We start from the raw sequence: 18,979 nt of genomic DNA, 5'->3' as shown, positions 1-18,979 counted from the left end.
CAGGCAATCGACCTGTGCGGATGGGCTGAGACGGGAAGATCGGTTACTTGGCGAGCCCGACCCGCTGAGCTGGCCGGTGGTCTCCCCGACCGCGCCGTTCATGCCGGTTTGGCGTGGTTGTCGGGTTCCCGTCTTTGGTGAGGGGCAGGGGACACTGACGACCACGGTGAAGAGGTGTCATCGGGGGAAGACGCCATGGAAGACGTCCGCGACGCGGGCATCAGCGGGCCGGCATTGGAGTTGTTCGACTCCGTGCCGGTGGCCATCGCGGTGACCAGGGGGCCTGAGCACCGGCTGGTGTACACCAACGCCATGCTCCGGGCGCGGGTCGGTACGTTCCCCATGGGGACGCCGATCAGGCGGGCGTATGCCGGGCCTTCCAAGGAGGACGACTTCGCCGTCTTCGACGAGGTCTACAGAACAGGCGCACCGAAGGAGCGCACGGGGGCACCGATCTTCGCCGCGCCGAGCCGCCGGACCGGGGAAGAGGAGTACATCACCTCCAGCCTCTCCCGTGTCTCCTTCGACGACGGCGAGCATGGGCTGCTCATCATCGTCATGGACGCGACCGAGCAGGTCACCACGGCGCGACGACTGCAACAGGTCGCCGACGAGCGGCGCCGCGTCCTGCGCCGCTACCAGAGCCTCATACGCGTCAGCGCGGACGTCATCTGGGTGGCCGATCTTCAGGGGAGGGTGATCGAGCCGAACCGCGCCTGGGAGCGGATCACCGGCCAGTCATGGGAGGAGAGCCGTGGCCACGGCTGGCTGGAGGCCATACACCCCGACGATCTCCCGGCCACCATCGCATCATGGCGGCGAGCGGTCAGCGATCAGGTCGAGTGCTGGAAGTGCGTCTACCGCGTGCGTACTGAGGACGGTTCTTTTCGGCATTTCGAGGCGCGAGGCGTCCCGGTGCGGCAGGACGGTCACGTGGTGGAGTGGGTGGGCACAGTCACCGACATCGAGGAGCAATGGCGGGGACAGCGCCGCAGGATGTTGCTCGACTCCGCCGCAGCGGCGACCACAGACGTGACGAACGTCGATGACCTGCTGGACGCGCTCGCGAACGTCGTCGTGCCCGAGCTGGCCGACGGGTGCGGCTTCTACTGGGTGATCGACCTGTCGGAGGACCTGTCGCGGGGCGGCGACTTCCTGCTGGAACGCGTGGCCACGGCCGTGCGTCCCGGCTTGCCGCGGTGGCCGCCGTTCAGCGGGGAACGCCACCCGCCGGGCGGCGGGATGGCGCGGGCGATCCGCCGCCGCCGGCTGTTCTGCGAGACCTTCCCTCGCGGGCAGCCTCCGGCGGACCTCTTGCCCACGGGCACCCGGACGTGGATCGAGGCCACTGAAGGCAACTGCGTCGCGGTGCTCCCCGTCGTGGTGGACGGGACGGTCGCCGCGGTGCTCACCGCCTCGACCACCGGTGACCGGCCGCCGATCAGTAAGGGCGATCTGGCTCTGCTGCGCGAGTTGATCGACGAGATGCAGGACCGGCTGAGCAACACGATGCGTTTTCAGCGCACCCACCGGATCGCGCTGGCGTTGCAGTACAGCCTGCTGGTGGAGCCGCCGCGCGTGCCGGGCCTGCAGATCATCGCACGCTACCGGGCCAGCCCGACCGCCGCCGAGGTGGGTGGCGACTGGTACGACTCGTTCGTGCTGCCCGATGGCGCCACCGTGCTGGTGATCGGTGACGTGGCGGGCCACGACCTGCGGGCCGCCGTCGTGATGGGCCAGCTCCGCACCATGCTGCGGGGCTTGGTCGTGGACCGTCAGGAGCCGCCGGGCCTCGTCCTGGCCCGGATGAACGCCGCGATGAAGGCCCTCTACGCGGAGGAGACGGCTTCGTGCGTGCTGGCCCGGGCCGAGCGGTGCGAGGGCGGCGGGTACGAGCTGAACTATTCGGTGGCGGGGCATCCGCCGCCGCTGCTGGTCACCGCCGGCGGCCAGACGCGCTTCCTGGACGCCGCCTGCAACCCGCTGCTCGGCGTCCCGTACGACACGCCGTGCATGTCGGCGCGGGAGCCGTTGCCCCCGGACAGCACGCTGCTGCTCTACACCGACGGCCTGGTCGAACGTCGGGGAGAGCATCTCGACAACGGCTTCGAGCGGCTGCGCGAGCGAGCCTCGGCGTTGGGCCCGATGCCGCTGGACATATTCTGCGACGACCTGCTGAGCTTCCTGCCGCGCCGGACCGACGACGACGTGGCCATGATCGCCCTGCGTTGCTCCCGGTCTTCCGCGGGCTACGCCGGTCCACAGTAGACGGGTGCGCCGGAGGTGCCGGCTGAAACCACTCCACACCTCGGTTGCGGCGCCCTCGGCGGATCACATGCGCGTATCAGGTGCGTCGTCACCCTTGCCCTCAGTCCTGCCGGGCCCGAAGGTCTAGGCATCGGGGAAGGAGACGAACGATGCGAGGGCCGCTGGTCGTCAAGCGGGCGCTCGGCGAGCCGTTGCTCCTCCTGGCCGCGTACGGCTCGATCCTGCTGACGACGACCACGCTGGTGGCGCTGACGATGTACGCCTCCTCCATCGCCGGCGCGGGTGTGCGCAGGGCGATGGAGACGGCCTCGTACCGCCAGACGACCACCACGATCAGCGCCCATGTCGACGCCGAGACCTTCCCGCAGTACGGCCGGATGGTGCGCGACGAGCTCGCCGCGGCCTACGGAGCGCCGCCGGCCGTCACCACCAGCCTGCGCTCGGACTCGTACGTCATGCCGGGGCAGGACGGCAAGGAGCTGCCCGAGCTGCTGCGGTTCGGCAGCCACGACGGGCTCGACCGGCACGCCCGGCTGGTCGCGGGCAGGTGGCCGCGGACCGGCGGGCAGGCCGTCGAGGCGGCGATCTCGGAGCCGGCGGCCGCGGCAACCGGGTTCGAGCTCGGCGGGGAGTTCGTCACGAAGGCGCGGCTCGACGGGCGCGCGGTCCAGGTCCGCGTCGTCGGCGTCTTCCGGCTCGACGACCCCGTGGGTGAGCGCTGGGCCGGTGAGGAACTGCTGAGCAGGGGCGTGGAGCGCGGCGAGTACACCACGTACGGGCCTGTGATGGTGACGCAGGAGACGTTCGTCGCGCGCTTCGCGACCGGCGTGAGGGCCGTCTGGGCGGCCGAGCCGGATCTCGGCGCGCTGACGCCCGAGCGGCTGCGCCCGCTGGCCGAGGCCGTCGGCCGGGTGGGCGAGCGATTGGCGACGGCCGGCTGCGTGAACTGCCTGATCGCCAGCGATTTGCCCGAGCTCCTCAGCCGGCTCGACACCGCGTCTCTGGTGGCTCGCTCCATGGTGCTGATCCCGGTGCTGCAACTGCTGCTGCTGGCCGGGTACGCGCTGATGCTCACCGCGCGGCTGCTGGCCGACCACCGCCGCATGGAGGTGGCGTTGCTGCGCTCGCGCGGCGCGGGCACGGCGCGGCTGGCGGCGCTGGCGGGTTGTGAGGCGCTGCTGGTGGCGGTCCCGTGCGCGATCGTGGCGCCGTTCCTCGGGCCGCCGCTGCTCGCGTTGATCGGCTTGCTGCCCTGGATCAGGGCCTTGGGGGTACGCCTGACGCCGGCGGCCGATCTCGGCACGTTCCTCGTGTCGTTCGGCGTGGCGCTCGCCGCGGCCGTGCTGCTGGCGCTGCCGGCCGTGGCGGGCGCGCGGCGCACGTACGTGGAGGAGCAGTCGGCGCGCGGGCGCGGCGGCCGGCGCGGGCTGATCCAAGGGTCGGGCGCGGACCTGGCGCTGCTGGCGGTGGCCGCGCTGGCGATCTGGCAGCTCCAGCGCTACGGCGCGCCGGTCACCGCGACGGCGGCGGGCGGGCTCGGCATCGACCCGCTGATCATCTCCGGGCCGGCCCTGGCCCTGCTCGCGGGCGGCCTGCTGGGGCTGCGGCTGGTGCCGCGCGTGTCGCGGCTGACCGAGCGGCTGACCTCGCGCCGGCCCACCCTCGCCCCCGCGCTGGGCGCCTGGCAGGTCAGCAGGCGGCCGCTCAAGTACGCCGGCCCCGCGCTGCTGCTCACCATGGCGATCGCGATCGGCGTCGTCTCCATGGCCACCACCTCCACCTGGCAGGCCTCGCAACGCGACCAGGCCGATCACCAGGCGGCGGCCGACCTGCGCCTGTCGGGGCCGTCCGAGGGGCCCGAGCTGGGGGCGCTCGGCCGTGGCACGGCGTTCACGACGCTGCCCGGCGTCACCGCCGCCTCCCCCGCCTTCCGGGCGCCGACCGCGGTGGGCGGCGAGAGCGCGCTGCTTCTCGCCCTGGACGCGGGCAGGCTCGACGAGCTGTTCCGCCTGCGCCCCGACCTGTCGGCGCGGACGGTGGAGCAGCTGTCCGCGGCGCTCGCCGGAGATCGGGCGCGCCGCCTGGAGCTGCCCGGACGGCCGCGCGCCCTCACCGTGCGGGTCGAGTCACGCGCCGCCGTGCCGGCCCGGCTGGTGCTGTCCGACGCGCTGGGCGTCTGGCGCGACCTGCCGCTCGGCGACCTGCGGGAGGGTGGCAACCGGATCGAGCTCGACCTGGCCCCGCTGGCCGGACGCGCCGGCACGATCACCTACCCGCTGTCGGTACGCGGCCTCGTGGCGGGCGAGCAGGCCGGCCTGAGGCTGACCGGGCTGAGCGCGGACGGCCGGGACATGCCGGTGGCCGGGGCCGTCGCTCACCCGCAGGGCGTGATCGCCTTCGGGCCGTCGCGGGAGCCCGGGCCGCTGCCCGTGGTGCTCACTTCCGGCCTGGCCGCCACGCTCAAGCTGGACGTCGGGCAGAGCGGGCCCGTCCGCCTCGCCGGCCGGGTCGTGCGGGTCGAGGTCGCCGGCATCGTGACGAGCATGCCCACGAGCGCCCCGGACCAGCAGTCCGTGCTCGCCGACTGGGAGGCGCTGCAGGCGTACGAGCTGGCCGCGGCGCAGCCGTCCCGGCCCGCCACCGAATGGTGGCTCGCCGCCGCCGACACCGCGCCCGCGCGGGAGATTCTCCGCCGTAACCCCCAATGGGACGTGACCGCGGTCGACCGGCGGGAGCTGGCGGCCAAGCTGCGCGACGATCCGCTGGCCGGCGCGCTGCAGGGGGCGCTGACCCTGGGGTTCGCCGCGGCGCTGGGGTTCGCGCTGCTCGGGTTCCTGATGAACGCCGTGGTCGCGGCGCGGGAGCGGCGGGCCGAGTTCGCCGTGCTGCGGGCGCTGGGCACCGGCTCCCGACAGGTGCTCGGGATGCTGGCCACGGAGCAGGCGTTCGTCATCGGGCCGTCGCTCGTGGCCGGCACCGCGCTCGCCGCGGTCGTCGGGAACCTGGTGGTCCCGCGCGTCGTACTGACCGGGCAGGCGTCGGCGGTCACGCCCGGCGTGCTGTTCCACATTCCGTGGGCGGCCGTCGCCGCGATGCTGGCCCTGGTGACGGCGGTGCTGGTCGCGATCGTCGCCGGACCGGCCCGGCGCGGGTGGCGGGGACAGACCTTGGAGGAGCGGTGAGAATCCCCTTGGGCGTCCGGGCGCACGCGGGCACGTTGGCGCTGCTCGTCGTGCTGACGGCGGTCGCCTGCCTGCTCGTCGCCGGGCTGCCCAGGACGATGCAGGCGTCGTTCGACGAGGCGCTGCGCCGGTCGCTGACCGAGGCCGCCGCGGTGCGGACCGACCTGACGGTCACCGGGGCTCCGGCGCTGCCCCCCGGTGAGCTGCGCTCACGCGCGGAGTTCGAGGGCGGCGACCTCGGCTGGCGCCGGCTCCTCCCGGCGGCGCTGCGGCCCCTGATCGGGTCCGGCGGCCACATCAGCGCCAAGACCTCCCGCACGCCCGTCAACGAGACGAGCTTGACCCGCACCTTCGTCAACCTCGGCTGGCTGTCCGACGCCGGCCGGCGCGTGGACTGGGTGCAGGGCCGCGCGCCCGGCAAGCCGTCCACCATGCGGTACCTGGGTACGACGATCCCGGTCATCGAGGTGGGCGTCGTGGAGGAGGCCGTGGCCCGGATGGGGCTGCGCGTCGGCCAGACCAAGATGCTCGGCGAGAGCGTGCACACCGCCGCGAAGATCGTCGGCGTCTTCAGGGCCAGGAACCCGGCCGACCGCTCCTGGAGCCACGACGCCGATGTCCTGCACGTCACCAGGGTCGTGCCGGTGGACGGGCCGGAGGAGTTCCACACGACGACGCTGATGTCGGACGACGGGCTGAGCGCGCTGACCAACAAGGCCGGTACCCTGGCCTACCGCTGGGTCCTCCCCCTCGACGGGCGGGCCGCGAGCGCCCTGGACGTGCTGGGCGTCGAAGCCGCGGTCGCCGAGTTCCGGCGGCAGGTGGACATCCGGGGGACGGGCAGCACCAGCTACCGCCTGGTCACCGGGCTGCCCCAGCTGTTCGCCGCATTCCTGGTCGCGTTGTCCGCCGCGCGGACCGTCATGTACCTGGTGCTCGGCGGCCTGCTGGCGGTCGCGCTCGGCGTGATCGCGCTGGGCGTGCGGCTGCTGACGGACCGGATGGAGCGCACGATGGCCCTGGCGCGGGCGCGCGGCGCCTCGCTGTGGCAGGTGGCGGCGGCCGGGGCCGGACTGACCGCGCTCACGGTGGGGCCCGCGGCCCTGGCCGGGTACGCCCTGTCGTTCTTCCTGCCGGGGCCCGTGCTGCCGATCGTGCACCTCGGACCGGCGCTCGTGCTCGTCACCGCCGTGGCCTTCGCCATGGCACGCCTGACGCTCGCGCATCGCACGCCGCTGCGCGAGCGCCGTGCGGACCTGGTCATCGCCCGGCCGTCCGCGCGGCGGGTGACAGTGGAGGCGCTGGTCGTCGTGCTCGCGCTTGCGGGGGCGTACCTGCTGACGGCCAGGGGGCCGTCCGGCACCGCGCAGCAGGATCCGTTCCTGCTGCTGATCCCGGTCGCGCTGACGCTCGCGGCCGCGCTGATCACCCTGCGGTGCTACCCGTACCCGCTGCGGCTGCTCGTCCGGCTGACCGCGCGGGGGCGGGCGGCCCTGCCGTTCCTGGGCCTGACCAGGGCGGCCAGAGAGCGGTCCACGGGCGCGCTGCCGGTGCTGATCCTGCTGCCCGCACTGAGCCTGTCGGTGTTCGCCGCGGTGGTCCACGACGGGATCACCACCACGCAGCGGCTCGCGTCCTGGCAGAAGGTGGGCGCGCCGATCAAGCTGACGTCGGTCGCGAACATCCCGCCCGACGCCATCGAGCGGGTACGCCGGGCCCCCGGGGTCGAGCAGGTGGCGCTCGCGCTGACGGGCCGGGTGCAGATCGGGGCCACCGGGGAGCGGCCGTACGCCGTCGCCGTGGACCTGGAGCAGTGGCGGCGGGTCAACGAGGATGCGCCCATCAGCCTGCCCGCGCTGTCCGGGGACACCTCCGCGCTGCTCTCGCCCGCCGTGGGCGGCCGGGGCGCCTTCGAGATCATGTGGCTGTCGCCGGTGCGGTTGACCGCCCAGGGCGTGATCGACTCGGTGCCCGGTTTCTACTCCAGCGGGCAGTTCGTCCTCGTGTCGCGGGAGGTGCTGCCCTGGCCGGCGGCTGACACGTTGCTGATCAAGGGCGACATCTCGCCCGTCGAGCTGGCGCGGCTGGTCCCGTCGGGCGCCGTCGAGACGCAGGAGGCGGCGCTGGCGGCCATCCAGGCCGACCCGCTCACCGGGACGGTCCGCACGACGATGGTCGTGGTGACGGTGGCGCTGGGGGCGTACGCGCTGGTCGCGATCGTCCTGTCGCTGGCCGTCGGCGCGGCCGGGCGGGCCAGGGAGGTGTCGCTCCTGCGTACGCTCGGGCTGTCCGACCAGCAGGCCCGGCGGCTGACCCTGCTGGAGTCGCTGCCCGTCGTCCTCGTCACGGCGCCGGTGGGCCTGGCTCTGGGTCTGGCCCTGCCGGCCGCGCTCGGGCCGGGCGTGGACATGTCCGCGTTCGCCGGTGACCTGCCCGTCGCCGATCACCCGCCTGGCCTGCTCACGCCCGTGGCGCTGGCGGCCGGGCTGGGGCTGTGCGCCGTGCTCGGGGCGTACGCGCACACCGCCATGAGCCGCCGCCGCAACCTCGACGCCGCCCTCCGCGTGGGCGACCCCTGAGCCGTGGCGCGGCTGCTCGGCATCAGCCGCAGCGGCCCACGATGGCGGCAGCCACTCGCCGGTGCCAACCCCCTCGCTCGGCCGACGAGTACGCAGCGAGCTCCACCGCGGGTTCGATCCCATGCCGACCTGGACCTCCCTCCCCTTCCCCGCAGGCCCAGGACCCTACGCTCATGGCCACAAGGCGATCCCCCCGCGCTGGAGGCCTTCATGTCCGAGGCTGCGCTACGGACCGAAACCCGCCACGACGAAGCCATGGCCGCCGCGCGGCGGGCAGGGGTGGTCTGGCGGGCCTACGCCGGCGCGGCGCGGCACCTGTTCCGGCTCGTCGTGCCGAGCTTGCTGATGTTCGTGCCGATGGGCGTGCTCAGCCTGGCCGGGCTGGCGACGGTGACGGATGAGTCGGCGGCCCAGGTCAACGGTGAGTTCCAGCTGCTCGGCGAGCCGGGGTGGCCCCTGCTGGTGTGGACGCTGGTGGCGTTGCTCGCCTCGCTGGCCGGGCAGGCCGTGGTCGTGCCCGCGACCGTGGTGCTCGCCGCCGGGCTGCTGACCGGCAGGCCCGTCACCACGTCCGCGGCGATGCGGGCCACGATGCGGCGGTGGTCGCCGCTGTTGTCGCTCACACTGCTGGGCGCGCTCGTGTTCGTGGTGATTGCGGCGGCCGGTCTCGGCATGCTGCTGTGGATCGAACACCTGCTGGGGGCGTTCCTCGTGATGGTGCCCCTGGCGCTGCTCGCGATGCCGTGCCTGCTGGCCGTGGCGATCGTGGTCCTGGAGGGAGCATCTGCGGGGAGCGCGCTCCATCGTGCTTACCGGCTGCTGCGCGCGGTAGGGCCGACGAACGGCGGCCTCTGGTCGGGCGCGTTCACGCTGGCCTTCGGCGTGCTGATCCTTCCCGCGGCGGCCCAGCAAGCGGTGCTGTGGGGCGCGTCGGGAAACCCCCTCGCGCACGGTGTAGCGACCTCCGTCCTGGGCCTGGCCACCCCGGCGTTCCAAGGGACGGTGATCGCCCGCCTGCTCCTGCACCGCCTGGCGATCCGGCGCCTGGTCACGGAGTTCGGGCAGATCGTCGAGCGCCTGCCCGAGTGCGGGGCGAGCCCGCTCAGGCCGGTGCGGGTAGTGGGAGCGCTGCTGTTGCCTGGCCTGCTGTACGGCGGCACGATGCTGGTCAATCCGTTCGGCTGGCTGGAGGTCACCCAGACGGTCGTCACCGCCTCCTGGAGCCGCGAAGGGGCATCGGAACCGCAGCCGGACGGTCGTCCGAAGCCGACCGTCAGCGGGTGGGACCTGCAGGCCATTCACGCGGGCGAGGGCGGGCGGATGGTCATGCTGATGGACTCCTTCGCGCAGGCCAAGCTGCTGACCTGCACCGACAGCACCTGCGCAGGCACCCGTTACGCCTGGGCCGAGCCGGTCGGCGCCGCTGAGACGCCAAGGGCGCCCGCCGCCCGGCTGGTCGGCGGGCGGCTCGTCGTCGCGACGTGGGCGCAGACCGAGGACAGGATCGTGGCGATGACGCAACATCCCTACGGCGGCCTGATGCTCGCCCAGGTGCGCCCGCTGCCGGGGCAGGACGGCGAGATGCTCTCCGTCACCAGGTGCGACGATCCGGCCTGTACCAGCCCGCGCACGAAGGACGTCGCCAAGCTGCCCTTCAGCACCTCGTCCTATCAGGATCGCGGACTCGTGATCGGCGTGGCCCCCGTGGCCGATCCCGTGGTCCTGCGCTTCGACGAGGACACGGGGGCCATCTCCGTCATCACCTGTGAGGATCACGAGTGCGCCAGGATGCGTGTGGAGCAGCCGGTCAAGGGCGGTGAGACCTGGCGCCACGAGGAATACCGCGATCGGTCCGGCGCGACCATGGCGATCCGGTACGACGGCCGCCCGGTGATCGCCTACCGGGATTCGGCCGACGGATCGATCAGATTGCTCGACTGCCGTAACCAGGCGTGCTCCCAGGCCGACACGGCCGTGCTGTCCGCGCCCGGCCAGGACCACCTGGCACCGGCCCTCGTGCTGGATGCTTCCGAGCGCGCGCTGGTGGCCTACCAGGACCTGGACCGCGAACAACTCGTCGTCGCCGCCTGCACGGGGACGCGCTGCACGCACACGCCGGTGGCGAAGATGCGCAACTCCCCGGGCTTCGGCCTGGCCATGACACTCGACGGACGTGGCCGACCAGTGATCGCTTGGATGGACGGCAGCCCCTACTACGACGATTGGCACCTGGTCGTCACCGTCCCCCACAGCATCCCCTGACGACCGGTCGAGTTCCGGACATCGTGAGCGATCCAGGAACGAGCCGGCCCCGTGCAGCGGGCCGTGCCGCCCGGGGGGTGCTCCCCGCGCCTGCCGTCGCGCCCGACCGGTACGGCGTCGGGTTCGTCATCGCCCATGACGCGCCCCGGCTCTGCTATGCGCTGGCCTGCTGGTGGGCCGAGAGGAACGAGGTCCACCAGCGCATCCTGTCCGCGCCGGCCGACCGGCCTGAGCACCTCGCGCCGCACCCGAGCGAGGCGGCCGGATGCGTGTGGGAGCTGAGCGTCACCGATTTCGAGCGGCGCGCCTGGATCACGCACGTCCTCGCCAACCCCGGCGGCCCGGACCTGGACGCCTACCTCGCACAGGAGTACGACGACGATGTCTGAGAAGAGCCCGCGTGAATGCCTGGAACGTTTCGCCGACGCCTGGGCCAGGCGCGACGTCGGCGGTCTGCTGGAGCTGATGACCGAGGACGCGGTCTACGCCGCGTCCGTCGGCCCCGAGCCGGGCCGCACCTTCCGCGGCCATGCCGAGCTGGCCGACGGCTTCCGTGCCATGTTCGAGCACGATGCCGGCGCGGTCATCGAGCAGGGCGAGCCGCTCGTGAACGGCGCATGGGCCGTGTGCACCTGGACGTACCACCTCGTGGCCGATGACGGCTCGCCGTACTGCGAGCACGGCATCGACCTGTGGCGTTTCAGCGACGGGAAGATCTGCCTCAAGGACGCCTACCGGAAGACCCGCGGCCGACTCACAGGCCGCTGTCCGGTGAGCCGGCACGCGCTGACGGGGCGGTGCGCGCGGCGCGGCGGCGTTCGGTGAGACGGCGGGCCTTGGCCGTGGTGCCGCAGTCTGCCATGCGGCACCAGCGGCGGGAACCGTTGCGGCTCTGGTCGAGGAACAGCCACCCGCAGCCGCCTTCGGCCACGGGGCAGCGGCGTACCCGGGTCAGGTCGGCCGTCCGCAGCACGTCGAGGGCGGCTTCGGCGGCCCGGTCGGGGATCAGCAGGGCCGGTACGGTGCCGTAGGTGAGCCGGATCTGTGGAGGGTCACCCCTGTCGAGCACCAGCGTTGCTCGGGCGGCCGCCCCGGACCACCGTTCGTGCAGCCCGACCAGCGCGGCGCCGGCGGCGATCGGGTCGCCCTCGGTGGGGGAGCCCGGGTCATCCGTCGCTCCGCCGTCGGCGGGGTGGATCGCTGCGAGCATGACGAGATGCAGCTGCTCCCGGATGTCTCGCACGGCGGCGAGTCCGGCGTGTGCCGCTGCGGGATCGTCGCGCCAAGCCTGACCCACCCGGTCGGCCTCCGCGTCGTTGATCAGGCCTACCCTCGGCGTCCAGCGCAGTAGGGCGGAGGTGTCGGACAGGAAGTCGTGGGGCGGGTCGCCGTCGATCGGTGCCCCGCGTTCGAGGGTGTTGACCAGGTCGAGTGCGGGGTGCCCGCCGACCAGCGGCAGCCGGCACACGTCGAGTGGCATACCAGGAACGCTACCACCTAAAGCGTTGATGGGGGTTGCCGAGCTGGGCATCGGATCACGTGACCCGGGTGTCCTCGGTCAGGGGCTCGGCGGTGGTCGCCGGCGCGGCGTTCCGCCGGCTGGAGAAGAGTGGCTCGGCCAGCGCGATGGCGAAGGCCACCGAACTGAGCAGCGCCCCGACGAGTGCCGTGCTGTGCACGCCCGGACCGGGCAGCAGCACGCTGCCGAAGAGCGCGCCCGCGGTGATGCCCGTGTTGAACGCCGTGGAGGTGCCGGCGCTCGCCATGACGGACTCGCCCGGCGCGTACACGAGCACCCGCGAGCCCAGTGCGGCGGTCAGGCCCGCCAGCGTGAAGCCGGACAGGGAGATCATGATGATGGTCGCGACCTGGGAGGAGCCGAACGCGTACTGCCCGGCGAGCGCCAGCGCCTGCAGGCCGATGAGCCCCGTCATGGTGAGCCAGCCGTGGCGGTCGATGAGACAGCCGACCGCGACCACGCCGGCCAGGCCCGCGATCCCGCGCGCCAGCAGGAGCGGGCCGATCGACGACTCGGCGAAGCCGGTCACGCCGGTCAGGAACGGGCTGATGTAGGTGAACGCCGTGAACGCACCGGTGATCGCTGTCGCCGTGGTGGCCACGATCGACAGATACCGGCCGCGATCGGGTGCGCTGCCCCGGTCGGCCGCCCCCTGCCCGGGCGGCGTGTTGGGCAGCACGGCGGCCACCGTGACGAGTACGAGCAGGCCCAGGCCGCTGAGCGCCAGGAACGCCACCCGCCAGTCGGTCAGCTGGCCGAGCCACGTGCCGGCCGGGATGCCGGCCAGCGCGGCGGTGGAGGCGCCGGCGTACAGGATCGACAGGGCCCGGCCGCGCACCTCGGCCCGGAACAGGCCGGCGGCGGCCGGCGTCACGACGGCCCAGAACAGCGCCTGGCTCAGCGCCGTCACCATCCGGGCACCCATGAGCAGCCAGTAGTCCCACGCCACGGCTGACACCAGGGTCGCCACCACGAATACGGCTAACAGGACGCACAGCAGCCGCCGTCGAGGCAGCCGGCGAGTCAGCCGCGTGAGTGGCAGGGACACCACCACGATGATCAGGCCGTACCCGGTGACCAGCAGCCCGACCGCTGACGCGCTGGTCCCGAGATCCGTCGCGATCAGGGGGAGCAGGCCGATCGGCAGCGCCTCGGTGGTCACGTAGAGGAACACGGCCAGGGTCAGGGCGATCAGAGTGAGGATCGCCGTCTTGCTTCCGAACCGATCTCGCACGCTGCCTCCTCGGTCGGGCCACCATCGTCATGCGTTATAGGAGTAGCTCGATCACGCCGACCATCGTGGATTTCCCTTGTCAAGCACGAACATAGCTGCCTGCGTGCTACCAGTCAACCGAATTTAACCGGTACCGATTCCGAGCGGCGGGCCGCACTGTCGGCCGGGCTCCGGGGGCTGGCGCGACGGCGATGCTCGGGGCGCCGGGAGGTGCGGGGTCGTGTGCTCGGTCAGTCGACGACGGCGGTGGCCTCCACCTCGACCAGGTGCTCGGGGGTGTGCAGCGCGACGACGCCGATCAGTGTCGCGGGCGGCACCGGCGTGGTGCCCAGGCGGTCCGCCGCGCGGGCCACGCCGTCGAGGAACGTGGCCATTTTGTCGGGGGTCCAGTCGACGACGTAGACGGTCAGACGTACGACGTCGTCGAAGGTGGCTCCGGCCCCCGCCAGGGCGGTGGCGACGTTGAGGTAGCACTGCTCGACCTGGGCGGCGAGGTCGCCGGCGCCGACGGTGACGCCGTCGGCGTCCCAGGCGACCTGGCCGGCGAGGAAGACGTGCCTCGTGCCGGTCGCGACGGCGACCTGCCGGTAGGCATCCACCTGGGGGAGGCCGTCGGGGTTGATCAGGGTGATGGCCATGGGCGTCTCCTCGATGCCGTGACCGCTGGGCCGGGTGCCTTCGGCAGCGGTTTCTTGCGGTTACTGGGAAACCGTAGGAGAGTCAACGCTGACGTGGAAGAACGCACTTTTCGGTGACGGAGGAACCTCATGGTGACCACCCAGTTCAGCGGCTCGGCGGAGGACGCCGACATCTCCCGCGCGGACTCCCTGGCGCGCGAGATCTTCTCGGACGTCGCCAACAAGTGGGCACTCCTGATCATCGAGACGCTGGGTGACCGCACCCTGCGGTTCAGCGAGTTGCGTAACGGGCTTGAGGGCATCAGCCACAAGATGCTCACCCAGAATCTCCGGATGATGGAACGCAACGGCCTGGTCGAGCGGGAGGTGCACCCCACGGTCCCGCCGCGGGTCGAGTACACGCTGACCGGGCCCGGACGCGCCCTGCGCGCGACCGTCGACCTGATGTGCGGCTGGACCCAGCAGTACCTGGGTCACATCGAGGCGTCGCGCCGCAGGTTCGACGGCTGAAGGGCCGCCTGCCCCGTCAGGCGCTCGGCGGCTTCCGGGCAACTGAGTTGGCCTGCGGATCCTCGCCTCCTGGGCGCTCGGCGCGGAGCGCTGGCCCGCTCTCGCCGGGACGAGGGTCGACGACCACGGCGTCCGCGCCGGGCGTACCGAGGAAGTGACCGCGCGGGGGTCAGAGCTGTGAGCCGCCGCCGTCGACGGCCAGCTCGGCGCCGTTGGTGTAGGTCGCTCGTTCTCGCCGCCGAGCGCCGGGGAGAGGGTGGGAGTGCCAGGGCTACCCGGCGTGTGCCGGCCGTTCGTACGGTGAAGTCATCAGGTCCTGTCGAAACGGCGCATCACCGGAAGGACTTCTCATGACCGCCAACAGGCTCGGGCAATTTCTGCGCGCACGCCGCGCCGCAGCCGACCCCGTGGACCACGGGCTGCCCGTAGGTCAGCGCCGCACACCTGGGCTGCGCCGCGAAGAGGTGGCGATGCTGGCCGGCGTGTCGACCGACTACTACATCCGGCTGGAGCAAGGCCGTGACAAGCACCCCTCGCCGCAGGTCGTCGAAGCGCTCGCCCGGGCGCTCGGCCTGAGCGCGGACGCCGCCGACCACCTCCGCACGCTGGCCGGCCCGGCGCCGCCGCGCAGACGGGCCAAGCGCACGGAGTACGCCGACGCCGCTCTGATCCGCCTCATGGACGGCTGGCACACCACCCCGGCGCTCATCTTCGACCGCTACCTCAACCAGCTGGCCGCCAACCCGCTGGGCGAGGCGTTGTTCGACTGGATGGGCGAGGAGACGAACGTGGTCACTTCGGTGTTCCTCCTCCCCGCGGCCCGGACCTTCTACCGCGACTGGGAGCTCACCGCCGAGAACTGCGTCGCCGCGCTGCGCGCCACCGCCGGCGACGATCTGGACGATCCGGCCCTGCGCACCCTGGTCGGCGAGCTGTCGCTGAAGAGCGCGGACTTCGCCCGCCTGTGGGCTCGCCACGACGTGCGCGGCAAGACCGCGGAGATCAAGCGATTCCACCACCATCTCGTCGGTGACCTGGAACTGAGCTACCAGTCGCTGACCGTCAACTCCAGCCCGGGCCAGCAACTGCTCGTCTACCAGGCCGAACCGGGCAGCCCTTCGGCCGACGCCCTGGCCGTGCTGGGCAGCTACCGGCTCCCGGCCGCCCGCCCCGCGAAAGAACGGCAGGCATGAAGGGCAGCCTTTCGGTCACGCTGGCCGCCGCCTCAGCCCTCGCCCTCGCCGCGTGTTCCGCACAGCGGGACGCGGCCCCACCCCGTACCGCCATCATCGTTCAGGAGCCCTCCATGACGCCCACCAGTCAAACCGCCCACCCGTATGTGGGCATGTGGGTCACCGCCGACGGCCACATCCGCCAGGAACTGACCTCTGACGGCCGCTACGACGAGGCGCGCGGCACCCGCAAGAGCGCCTACACCGGCCGGTACACCGTCACCGGCAACAAGATCGACTACGTCGACGACACCGGCTTCACCGCCGACGGCGTCTTCGTCGACGCCGACACGCTGCACCACGGCGGCATGATCTTCTACCGCGAGCGCTGACCCGGCCGTCACTCGCTCCCGGGCACCTGGACAACGCCGTCTTGTCCCGCCTGATCGGCAGGGCGCAGGCGGACCAATTTGACCATTCGGTCATTTGGTGCGGAATCATCCGGCAGGATGATCAACCGTTGGTCCCCCCGGATGGCGGGAGACGGTTGAGAAGGGTGGCTGCATGCGCAAGTCGACGACGATCCTCCTTGGCGCGGCACTGTCGGTCGGAGGGCTCATGGTCAATCCCGCGTACGCGGCCGCCTCCGCCGTCACCCCGGAGCGGGTGTGCGGTTCCGGCTTCGCCCGGGTCGCCCACAGCAAGCAGGCCGTGAAGACCTCCTCCAAACGTGTCCTCGGTTACGTCTACCTGCTGTACAACCGCAGGACCGGCTATAACTGCGTCACCACGATCAAGACCTCGAACGTCGGCACCCGCACCTTCGTCATGGCCACGATCACGACGCAGACGCGGGGGGCCAACTCACGCGCGAGCGGCGAGAACGAGGGCCGGAGCGTCAAGCACTACCTGGGACCGGTGAAGACCTACGGCAAGGGCCGGTGTGTCAGCTACATGGGGAGGATTCGGGATGACGGCCGCAATGCCGCCGAAGGCAAATCGCGCTGGAAGTCCTGGGGCAACTGCGGCTGAGCCGGGTTCGGCCGCCGCCTTCCGCGAAGCCGCAATAACGCACCTCACGGACGACTTCTGACCGAACGACCGGCGAAACGCGGAGGCCGATCACGGGCATAAGGCGTGTCGTCACGGGCCACGACCACGAAGGGCATGCGGTGTTCGTCTCGGACGCCCAGGTCGAGGCGACCACCGTCCAGTTGTTCACCTCGAGCTATCACGAGTCATGGCGGGCGGACGCTCCGCCGACGTTTCCCGATGAGGGCGTCAACGGCCCCAAGACCACGTTCTTCCCGCCCAGGGGCGGTTACCGGTTTTCATCATGACGCTGCCGCCCGGCGATCACAGCGCGTCCGGAGAGGTCGACGTCGAGGCCGGGCTGCGCGAGATGGAGGAGAAACTGCCCGGCATCACCGGCTGGCTCGAGCCGGACGACCCGGGCATGCACCGTACCGACACCGTCGACATGGAACTGGTGATCCCGGGCGAGCTCACCCTGGAACTCGACGACGGGGCGGAGAAGACGCTGTATCCCGGGGACGTCATCGTCCGGAACGGCACCCGCCATCGCTGGCACAACCGCGGCACGGAACCGGTCGTCATGGCCTGCGTGGTCGTCGGAGCGTCCCGCGCCTGAGCCGGTGTCTCAGGAGTCCGATGACACGACCGCGGGGAATGTCAGGTGACGCGCCGGGCCCACCGTCCAGGGCCGGAGTTTCTCGGGGTTGCGTACTGCCCAGATGTGCTTGATCCGGTCGGTTGCGACGTCGAACGCCACCACCATCACGGTGACGCCGTCTCGCCGGGCGACCAGACCGGGCTGACCGTTGACAGTGCGTTCCAGGAGCGTCAGGTCGGGCACCCAGCCGGCGATGTCCACGGCGTAGCGTGCGATCCGCTCGGCGCCTTCGACGGCGCGGAGTACGGCGTTGACGACACCGCCGCCGTCGGCGATCGCCGTGGCGTCGGGGTCGAGCAGGCCGATGAGGGCGTCGATGTCCTTGGCCTCCCAGGCCTGCTTGAACTCCCTGACGATGCCGGAGCGCCGGGCCGCCGGGGCCGGGGGAGCCTGCGACTCGCGGACGCGGCGGCGGGCCGACCAGGCCAGCTGGCGGCACGCCGCCGGCGTACGGCCGACGATCTCGGCCACTTCCGCGAAGGAGTAGCGGAAGACGTCGTGGAGGATGAGGGCGACGCGCTCGGCCGGGGTCATCGACTCCAGCACCACGAGGAAGGCCATGCTGATCGACTCGTCGAGGGTGACCCGGTCGGCCGGGTCGACGGCGCCGCCCGACCGCCCGTTGATCCACTCCGTACGGTCCTCGGGGAGCGGCTCCGGGAGCCATTCGCCCACGTAGCGCTCCCGCCGGGCCCGGGCCGAGCCCAGCACGTCGAGGCAGATGCGGCCGGCGACCTTCGTCAGCCAGGCGCCGGGGGACTCGATGGCCTCCTGCTGCCGACGCGACATGGCGTACCAGCGGGCGTACGTCTCCTGCACGACATCCTCCGCGTCGGCGAGGGAACCCAGCAGCCGGTACGCGAGACCGATCAGCCGACGTCCTTCGCCCGTGATCGGATCGGGCCCGCTGTGTTCTGGCTCGGTCATGGTGCCGACGACTCCCTCTGTCGCATCGCCCTCACCAGAACGACGTGACAGCGCACCGAAGTGTGAGCCGTCGCCTGACATTCACGGCGGTCGTGTCGTCGGACTACTGAGACACCATCCAGCACCGTAGAGGAGCCCACCCATGTTCTTGCGTGTCGCGATCGCCTTGCAAACCGTGTCCCTCTTCGCCGCGCCGATCACCGCCGGTCTGTTGCTGACCTCGCCCGCCGGACGGACATTGCACAGCGTATCGGCGTACGGGGTGTTCACCGTGGCGGTGGTGCACCTCGTCACCGCGATCCTGGTGTGGCGGCCGGGCGGCGGCTCGCCCAGGCCCATCCTGTACGCGGCCGTGTTCCTGGGGCTCACGCTGGCGCAGATAGCCCTGGGCATCGCGCACCTGACGGCCCTGCACGTTCCGCTGGGCGCGCTGATGTTCGGCATGAGTCTCCTTCAGCTCAGCCGGGTTCCGACGCGTGAAAGCGCCGTCCTGCCGGTGCGGTGACGGGCAGGGCGGCTCAGTCGGGGTGGGCGATCAGCAGGAGCCGAGCATGCTGTTCAGCGCCGACTTCTCGGCGCTGTCCACGCTGGACCATGTGGTCGATGTCGACGTCGGAGGCGGCGGTCCAGGTGGCGCCGTCGTACGGGGAGTGCCAGCGGCCGGCGGTGGCGGCGCAGGAGGAGCTGGTCACGACGTTGCTGCCGTCGCGCTTGAGCACCTGCTCGCGGGTGTCGCAGGCGCCGGAGATGGTGATCCAGTGCGGGAACAGGTCGCGGTTGTAGGTGGAGGCGTGCGACTCGGCGGCGACGGTCAGGGCGGCCAGTCGGGAGGCGGCGGTGCTCGCCGAGGGGATGCCGGGCGGGGTGGCGGAGGCCGGACTGGCGGTGGTGATCGCGGCGAGGGCGAAGGCGGTGAGGGTGGCGGAGATGACAGACACGACTCGGCGCATGGCCTGCGAGTCCCTTTCTGGCCGGTGTCCTCGGCCAGGGAGGGG

17 protein-coding genes are annotated in these 18,979 nt (G+C 72.0%); 12 read left to right on the top strand and 5 right to left on the bottom strand.

What is annotated here, in order from left to right:
* The first annotated feature begins 195 nt into the window (after positions 1 to 195).
* From E1286_RS21795 to E1286_RS21770, 6 genes are all read left to right on the top strand, one after another.
* Positions 196 to 2,268, top strand: a complete 2,073-nt coding sequence (locus tag E1286_RS21795) for a SpoIIE family protein phosphatase (protein ID WP_132615293.1) — start codon at positions 196 to 198, stop codon at positions 2,266 to 2,268.
* A gap of 149 nt (positions 2,269 to 2,417) precedes the next feature.
* Complete coding sequence (locus E1286_RS21790) at positions 2,418 to 5,450, top strand: ABC transporter permease (protein WP_132615292.1); 3,033 nt, start codon at positions 2,418 to 2,420, stop codon at positions 5,448 to 5,450.
* On the top strand, positions 5,447 to 8,029 hold the full coding sequence (locus E1286_RS21785) for an FtsX-like permease family protein (RefSeq protein WP_132615291.1): 2,583 nt from the start codon (positions 5,447 to 5,449) through the stop codon (positions 8,027 to 8,029). The genes E1286_RS21790 and E1286_RS21785 overlap by 4 nt, the downstream gene beginning before the upstream one ends.
* A gap of 210 nt (positions 8,030 to 8,239) precedes the next feature.
* The gene (locus tag E1286_RS21780; RefSeq protein ID WP_132615290.1) at positions 8,240 to 10,291 is read left to right on the top strand and encodes a hypothetical protein; all 2,052 of its coding nucleotides are present in this window, start codon (positions 8,240 to 8,242) and stop codon (positions 10,289 to 10,291) included.
* A 77-nt stretch (positions 10,292 to 10,368) separates the two neighbouring features.
* The gene (locus tag E1286_RS21775) at positions 10,369 to 10,680 is read left to right on the top strand and encodes a hypothetical protein (protein ID WP_132615289.1); all 312 of its coding nucleotides are present in this window, start codon (positions 10,369 to 10,371) and stop codon (positions 10,678 to 10,680) included.
* Positions 10,673 to 11,116: a nuclear transport factor 2 family protein gene (locus E1286_RS21770; protein ID WP_132615288.1), complete on the top strand. Its 444-nt coding sequence runs from the start codon at positions 10,673 to 10,675 to the stop codon at positions 11,114 to 11,116. The genes E1286_RS21775 and E1286_RS21770 overlap by 8 nt, the downstream gene beginning before the upstream one ends.
* Here the strand turns inward: E1286_RS21770 and E1286_RS50360 are convergent.
* The 3 genes from E1286_RS50360 to E1286_RS21755 all read right to left on the bottom strand — a co-directional run bounded on the left by E1286_RS50360 (position 11,046) and on the right by E1286_RS21755 (position 13,682).
* The gene (locus E1286_RS50360; RefSeq protein WP_246075029.1) at positions 11,046 to 11,771 is read right to left on the bottom strand and encodes a CGNR zinc finger domain-containing protein; all 726 of its coding nucleotides are present in this window, start codon (positions 11,769 to 11,771) and stop codon (positions 11,046 to 11,048) included. The two genes, E1286_RS21770 and E1286_RS50360, sit on opposite strands and share 71 nt — an antisense overlap.
* A gap of 55 nt (positions 11,772 to 11,826) precedes the next feature.
* The gene (locus tag E1286_RS21760; protein ID WP_132615286.1) at positions 11,827 to 13,044 is read right to left on the bottom strand and encodes an MFS transporter; all 1,218 of its coding nucleotides are present in this window, start codon (positions 13,042 to 13,044) and stop codon (positions 11,827 to 11,829) included.
* A 230-nt stretch (positions 13,045 to 13,274) separates the two neighbouring features.
* Complete coding sequence (locus E1286_RS21755) at positions 13,275 to 13,682, bottom strand: RidA family protein (RefSeq protein WP_132615285.1); 408 nt, start codon at positions 13,680 to 13,682, stop codon at positions 13,275 to 13,277.
* Between the two features lie 129 nt (positions 13,683 to 13,811).
* Here E1286_RS21755 and E1286_RS21750 point away from each other — a divergent pair, with 129 nt between their 5' ends.
* The 5 genes from E1286_RS21750 to E1286_RS49320 all read left to right on the top strand — a co-directional run bounded on the left by E1286_RS21750 (position 13,812) and on the right by E1286_RS49320 (position 17,015).
* Positions 13,812 to 14,192 carry a winged helix-turn-helix transcriptional regulator gene (locus tag E1286_RS21750; protein WP_132615284.1) on the top strand — a complete coding sequence of 127 codons (381 nt, stop codon included), beginning with the start codon at positions 13,812 to 13,814 and terminating at the stop codon, positions 14,190 to 14,192.
* A 350-nt stretch (positions 14,193 to 14,542) separates the two neighbouring features.
* Positions 14,543 to 15,385: a helix-turn-helix transcriptional regulator gene (locus E1286_RS21745; protein ID WP_132615283.1), complete on the top strand. Its 843-nt coding sequence runs from the start codon at positions 14,543 to 14,545 to the stop codon at positions 15,383 to 15,385.
* Entirely contained in the window at positions 15,382 to 15,756 is a 375-nt protein-coding gene (locus tag E1286_RS21740; protein WP_132615282.1) for an Atu4866 domain-containing protein, read from the top strand. The genes E1286_RS21745 and E1286_RS21740 overlap by 4 nt, the downstream gene beginning before the upstream one ends.
* A gap of 172 nt (positions 15,757 to 15,928) precedes the next feature.
* Positions 15,929 to 16,396, top strand: coding sequence for a hypothetical protein (locus tag E1286_RS21735; protein ID WP_132615281.1), 468 nt, complete (start codon positions 15,929 to 15,931; stop codon positions 16,394 to 16,396).
* Positions 16,397 to 16,700: 304 nt separating this feature from the next.
* On the top strand, positions 16,701 to 17,015 hold the full coding sequence (locus E1286_RS49320; protein ID WP_223190212.1) for a cupin domain-containing protein: 315 nt from the start codon (positions 16,701 to 16,703) through the stop codon (positions 17,013 to 17,015).
* Between the two features lie 9 nt (positions 17,016 to 17,024).
* Here the strand turns inward: E1286_RS49320 and sigJ are convergent, their stop codons facing one another.
* Positions 17,025 to 17,984, bottom strand: a complete 960-nt coding sequence (sigJ, locus tag E1286_RS21725; RefSeq protein WP_132615280.1) for an RNA polymerase sigma factor SigJ — start codon at positions 17,982 to 17,984, stop codon at positions 17,025 to 17,027.
* Positions 17,985 to 18,126: 142 nt separating this feature from the next.
* Between sigJ and E1286_RS21720 the strand changes: the two genes are divergently transcribed.
* Complete coding sequence (locus E1286_RS21720) at positions 18,127 to 18,489, top strand: hypothetical protein (RefSeq protein WP_132615279.1); 363 nt, start codon at positions 18,127 to 18,129, stop codon at positions 18,487 to 18,489.
* A gap of 13 nt (positions 18,490 to 18,502) precedes the next feature.
* Here E1286_RS21720 and E1286_RS47975 read toward each other — a convergent pair whose 3' ends face one another.
* Positions 18,503 to 18,922: a hypothetical protein gene (locus E1286_RS47975; RefSeq protein WP_223190210.1), complete on the bottom strand. Its 420-nt coding sequence runs from the start codon at positions 18,920 to 18,922 to the stop codon at positions 18,503 to 18,505.
* Positions 18,923 to 18,979: the final 57 nt, after the last annotated feature.

This window comes from Nonomuraea terrae (assembly GCF_004348995.1).
Lineage (GTDB): Bacteria > Actinomycetota > Actinomycetes > Streptosporangiales > Streptosporangiaceae > Nonomuraea > Nonomuraea terrae.
The sequence above is the reverse complement of the archived record's forward strand: the minus strand, read 5'-3'. Positions and strand labels throughout refer to the sequence as shown.

What these genes read in the sequence shown, in the direction of transcription:
- E1286_RS21795 (WP_132615293.1), top strand. Translation starts at nt 196, where the DNA reads ATGGAAGACGTCCGCGACGCGGGCATCAGCGGGCCGGCATTGGAGTTG.
- E1286_RS21790 (WP_132615292.1), top strand. Translation starts at nt 2,418, where the DNA reads ATGCGAGGGCCGCTGGTCGTCAAGCGGGCGCTCGGCGAGCCGTTGCTC.
- E1286_RS21780 (WP_132615290.1), top strand. Translation starts at nt 8,240, where the DNA reads ATGTCCGAGGCTGCGCTACGGACCGAAACCCGCCACGACGAAGCCATG.
- E1286_RS21770 (WP_132615288.1), top strand. Translation starts at nt 10,673, where the DNA reads ATGTCTGAGAAGAGCCCGCGTGAATGCCTGGAACGTTTCGCCGACGCC.
- E1286_RS50360 (WP_246075029.1), bottom strand. Translation starts at nt 11,771, where the DNA reads ATGCCACTCGACGTGTGCCGGCTGCCGCTGGTCGGCGGGCACCCCGCA.
- E1286_RS21755 (WP_132615285.1), bottom strand. Translation starts at nt 13,682, where the DNA reads ATGGCCATCACCCTGATCAACCCCGACGGCCTCCCCCAGGTGGATGCC.
- E1286_RS21750 (WP_132615284.1), top strand. Translation starts at nt 13,812, where the DNA reads ATGGTGACCACCCAGTTCAGCGGCTCGGCGGAGGACGCCGACATCTCC.
- E1286_RS21745 (WP_132615283.1), top strand. Translation starts at nt 14,543, where the DNA reads ATGACCGCCAACAGGCTCGGGCAATTTCTGCGCGCACGCCGCGCCGCA.
- E1286_RS21740 (WP_132615282.1), top strand. Translation starts at nt 15,382, where the DNA reads ATGAAGGGCAGCCTTTCGGTCACGCTGGCCGCCGCCTCAGCCCTCGCC.
- E1286_RS21735 (WP_132615281.1), top strand. Translation starts at nt 15,929, where the DNA reads ATGCGCAAGTCGACGACGATCCTCCTTGGCGCGGCACTGTCGGTCGGA.
- E1286_RS49320 (WP_223190212.1), top strand. Translation starts at nt 16,701, where the DNA reads ATGACGCTGCCGCCCGGCGATCACAGCGCGTCCGGAGAGGTCGACGTC.
- sigJ (WP_132615280.1), bottom strand. Translation starts at nt 17,984, where the DNA reads ATGACCGAGCCAGAACACAGCGGGCCCGATCCGATCACGGGCGAAGGA.
- E1286_RS21720 (WP_132615279.1), top strand. Translation starts at nt 18,127, where the DNA reads ATGTTCTTGCGTGTCGCGATCGCCTTGCAAACCGTGTCCCTCTTCGCC.